We start from the raw sequence: 4,727 nt of genomic DNA on the forward strand, positions 1-4,727 counted from the left end.
TTCGGCGAGGAGGGTGGCGAGTCCTCCGGTGCCGCCGGTGATGAGGAGGGTGTCTTCGGGTCCCCAGTCCTCGAATCCGGTGAGGGCGGGCTGGGCTGAGGTGGCGGCACGGGTGAGCCGGGCCGCGTACACACCGTCCGCCTGAATCGACACCTGCGGCTCACCACTGGCCAGCGCCGCCGGGAAGCGACGGGCAGAGGCCTCGTCGCCGTCCCATCGCGCCAGGACAAAGCAGCCCGGGTTCTCCTCCTGGGCCGCCCGGACCAGGCCACCGACCGCCGCATGGATCAGGCTTCCCGGGCCGTCCGTGTCCTGAGTGAGGATCACCAACCGCGAGGACGCCAAACGCTCGTCCGCCAGCCACTGTTGCAGGGTGCTCAGCACGGCACCAAGGACCTCACGAAGCCGCTCCGGCATCGACGTCCTGCCGTCGGGATCCGTGGCGTCGAACTCGACGGAGGGGCACGGCAGCAGTACCACCGGCGGCGCCGTGTCGCCGAGCGCGGCCAGGTCCGGATACGAAGTCAGGCCGGTCCAGGCCCAGTTGTCGGCCTCCGGGCCGAGCACGGCCCAACTGCCGGGAGCGCCCGAGGCCGGGCCCGTGTCCGCGTCGCCCGTGGGGATCGGGTTCCACTCCACGTGATACAGCGGCAGGGAGTCGCCGCGCGCCGTGGCGATCTGCTCGAACGACACCGGCCGGGCGGCCATGGCACGGACGGTCGCCACCGGAGCCCCGGCCGCGTCGGCCAGGTCGAGCGACGTGGAGTCCGCGCTGCCGTCGACCGCCGCGACCCGGATCCGCAGCGCGGTCGCCCCCGAAGCGTGCAGCGACACATCGCTCCACGCGAAGGGAAGGGACGCCCCACGCCCCGGCTGCCGGCTGCCGTCGCCCAACAGTTCGGTCGCGTGCAGGGCGGCATCGAGGAGGGCCGGGTGGAGACCGAACGCACGGGCGTCGCCGTGTGCGTCTTCGGGCAGGGCCACTTCGGCGAAGACGTCACCACCACGGCGCCAGGCGGCGCGCAGACCACGGAAGACCGGGCCGTACTCAAGACCGTCCGAGGCCAGTGTCGAATAAAGCTCACTCACGTCGATGGGGACGGCGCCCTCGGGCGGCCACACACTCAGGTCGGCCCCGGAGTGCGACGCGCTCGTGCCGACCGCCAGCAGGCCACTGGCGTGCCGGGTCCATGCGTCGGCAGGGGAGGCGTCCTGCCCGCGCGAGTACACGTGCACCGAGCGCCGGCTGGACTCGTCGGGCTCGCCCACGGACACGCGCAGGTCGCGAGAGCCCTGCGGGTCAAGGACGAGGGGCACTTCGAGAGTGAGCTCTTCCACCAGGCCGCAGCCCACTTGGTCGCCCGCCCGCAGGGCGAGTTCGACACAGGCCGTGCCCGGCAGGATGGTCGTGCCCAGGACGGCGTGGTCGGCCAGCCACGCGTGGGACTGAAGCCCGATGCGTCCCGTGAGAACCACCGCGCTCGACTCCGGCAGCGTGATGGCCGCACCGAGCAGCGGGTGCTGCGCGGAGGCCAGCCCGGCGGACGCCACGTCGGCCTGCTCCGCCACCGCGTTGATCCAGTAGCGCTGGCGTTGGAAGGGGTAGGTGGGCAGGTCGACGGGCTGGGCGGGGCCGTTGGTGGGGTGGAGTGCGGGCCAGTTGACGGTGTGGCCGGTGGTCCACAGGCGGGCGAGCGCGGTGAGGGTTTCCTTCTGTTCGGGCCGGTTGCGGCGCAGGAGCGGAATGAATGTGACGGTCGTGTCGTCGGCGAGGGCTGCGGGGGCCATGGCCGTGAGGACCGCATCCGGGCCGATCTCCAGGAAGGTGGTGACACCTTCTGCGGCGAGCGCCTGAACACCATCCGCGAAACGCACCGCCTCACGTACGTGGGTGACCCAGTAGGCGGGGGTGGTGAGTTCGCCGGGTGAGGCGGTACGTCCGGTCACGTTGGAGACGACCGGGATGCGGGGCTCGCTGAAGGTGAGGCCGGACAGGACTCTCGCGAACTCCTCCAGCATCGGATCCATCAACGGCGAGTGGAAAGCGTGGGAGACGGTGAGACGCGAGGTCTTGCCACCCGCAGCCCGTACGGTCTCCACGACCTTCTCGACGGAGTCGGCGGCACCTGAAACGACCACCGCGCGGGGCCCGTTGACGGCGGCGATCGCCGCGTCCTCGACACCGTCGAGCATGGCGCGTACGTCATCCTCGGTCGCCTGCACCGCCGCCATCACACCACCGTCGGGCAGGGCCTGCATCAGCCGGCCCCGTGCCGCGACCAGTGCACACGCGTCAGCCAGTGAGAACACACCCGCCGCATGGGCGGCGCTGATCTCACCGATGGAATGTCCGGCGAGCAGGTCGGGGTGGATGCCGAGGGATTCGGTGAGCCGGAACAACGCGGTCTCAATGGCGAATAGGGCGGGCTGTGCGTACTCGGTACGGTCCAGCACTGCGGCCTCAGCCGAACCCGCCTCCGCGAACAGCACCTCCCTCAACGGGCGGTCCAGCAGCGGGTCCAGGTGTACGCACACCTCGTCCAGAGCGGCAGCGAACACCGGGAAGGCGGCGGCCAGTTCACGCCCCATACCCGCCCGCTGCGCACCCTGGCCCGTGAACAAGAAGCCCAGCCGGCCCTCCGCACGGACACCCCGCACCACACCCCCGGCCTCCTCACCCGAAGCCAGCGCACGCAAGCCGGCAACCAGCTCCTCACGCCCCGCCCCAGCGACCACCGCCCGATGCTCCAACTGCGCACGCGTCGAAGCCAACGCCGCACCCACATCCACCGGATCCGGAGCGTCCGCACCTTCCAGCAGGCCCAGCAGGCCTTCTGCCTGGGCTTTCAGTGCCGCAGCATTCCCGGCCGAGACGACAAGCGCCAACGTGCCTGCGCCAGCCGGGAGTTCGACGGTAGACGGCTCCTCGGTGGGCTCCGCTGCCGGGGCCTCCTCAAGGATGATGTGGGCGTTCGTGCCGCTGATCCCGAACGAGGACACACCCGCCCGGCGCGGAGACTTACCGTCCCACTCCACTTCCTCGGTCAGCAACCGCACATGACCCGCCGACCAGTCCACCTTCGACGACGGCGCATCCACATGCAGTGTCCTGGGCAGCACACCGTGACGCATCGCCATCACCATCTTGATGATCCCCGCCACACCCGCAGCCGCCTGCGTATGCCCCAGGTTCGACTTCACCGAACCCAGCCACAACGGCTGCTCGGTGGGGCGGTTTTGGCCGTAGGTGGCGAGGAGTGCTTGTGCTTCGATGGGGTCGCCGAGGACGGTGCCTGTGCCGTGTGCTTCGACGGCGTGGATGTCGGTGAGGTTGAGTCCTGCGTTGGTGAGGGCTTGGTTGATGACGCGTTGTTGTGAGGGTCCGTTGGGGGCGGTGAGGCCGTTGCTTGCGCCGTCCTGGTTGACGGCGGAGCCGCGTACGACGGCGAGGATGGGGTGGCCGTTGCGCTGCGCGTCCGACAGCCGCTCCACCAGGAGCATGCCCGCACCTTCGCCCCAGCCGGTGCCGTCGGCCGAGTCGGCGAAGGAGCGGATCCGGCCGTCGTGTGCCAGGCCGCCCTGCCTGCTGAAGTCGATGAAGGTGTCGGGGGTGGACATGACGGTCACGCCACCCGCGAGGGCGAGCGAGCACTCACCGTTGCGCAGCGCCTGTACCGCGAGGTGCAGTGCGACCAGGGATGAGGAGCAGGCGGTGTCGACGGTGACTGCGGGGCCTTCGAGGCCGAGGGTGTAGGAGACGCGGCCGGATGCGACGCTGCCGAGGCTGCCGTTGCCGAGGTAGGTGTCGACGCCTTCGGGGAGGGGGGAGTTGCCGAGGCGGGTGGCGTAGTCGTGGTACATGATGCCGGCGAAGACGCCGGTGCGGCTGCCGCGGAGTGTGTGGGGGTTGATGCCGGCGCGTTCGAGTGCTTCCCAGGATGTTTCGAGGAGAAGGCGTTGCTGGGGGTCGGTGGCGAGTGCTTCGCGGGGGGAGATGCCGAAGAAGTCGGCGTCGAAGTCGGCCGCGTCGTGCAGGAAACCACCCTCGCGCGAGTACGTCTTGCCGGGCTTTCCGGGCTCGGGGTCGTAGATGTCCTCGACGTTCCAGCCGCGGTCCTCCGGGAAGAACGAGATGCCGTCACGGCCAGCGGCCAGCAACTCCCACAGTTCCTCGGGGGAGTTGACGTCGCCGGGGAAGCGGCAGCTCATGCCGACGATTGCGATGGGCTCGTCGGGGGCCGCACCGGATGTGACGACCGGGGGTGCGGTCGTGGCCGGGGCCGCACCGAAGAGCTTGTCACCGAGGTAGTCGGCGAGCGCCTGGGGTGTCGGATAGTCGAAGACGAGGGTGGCGGGCAGGCGCAGCCCGGTCGTCTTGTTCAGCCTGTTGCGCAGCTCCACGGCCGAGAGGGAGTCGAACCCGATCTCGGTGAACGCGCGGCGGGAGTCGACGGCGCTCGCACTGTCGTGGTGCAGCACTTCCGCTACCTGCGTGCGTACCAGATCCAGCATGGTGCGCGCACGTTCCGCCGCGTCCAGGCCGCCCAGCTGGGACGCGAGTTCGGGGCCCGCGACGCTGGAGGTGTTGGCGGTGTGTGCGGTGGGTCGGGTGGGGGTGGGGGGGTTGAGGTGGTGGAGGAGGGGGGTGGTGGGGTGGTGGGGGTTGAGTTTGATGGGGAGGAGGGTGGGGTGGTTGGTGGTGAGGGCGGTGTCGAAGTGGGTGAGGT

1 protein-coding gene is annotated in these 4,727 nt (G+C 70.2%); it reads right to left on the minus strand.

The window, feature by feature from the left end:
- Positions 1-4,727 (minus strand): beta-ketoacyl synthase N-terminal-like domain-containing protein (locus ACGFW5_RS35240; RefSeq protein WP_393838444.1); only part of this gene is annotated, 4,727 nt, incomplete at both ends.

This window comes from Streptomyces sp. NPDC048416, from assembly GCF_043200435.1.
In the GTDB taxonomy this organism is placed as follows: domain Bacteria; phylum Actinomycetota; class Actinomycetes; order Streptomycetales; family Streptomycetaceae; genus Streptomyces.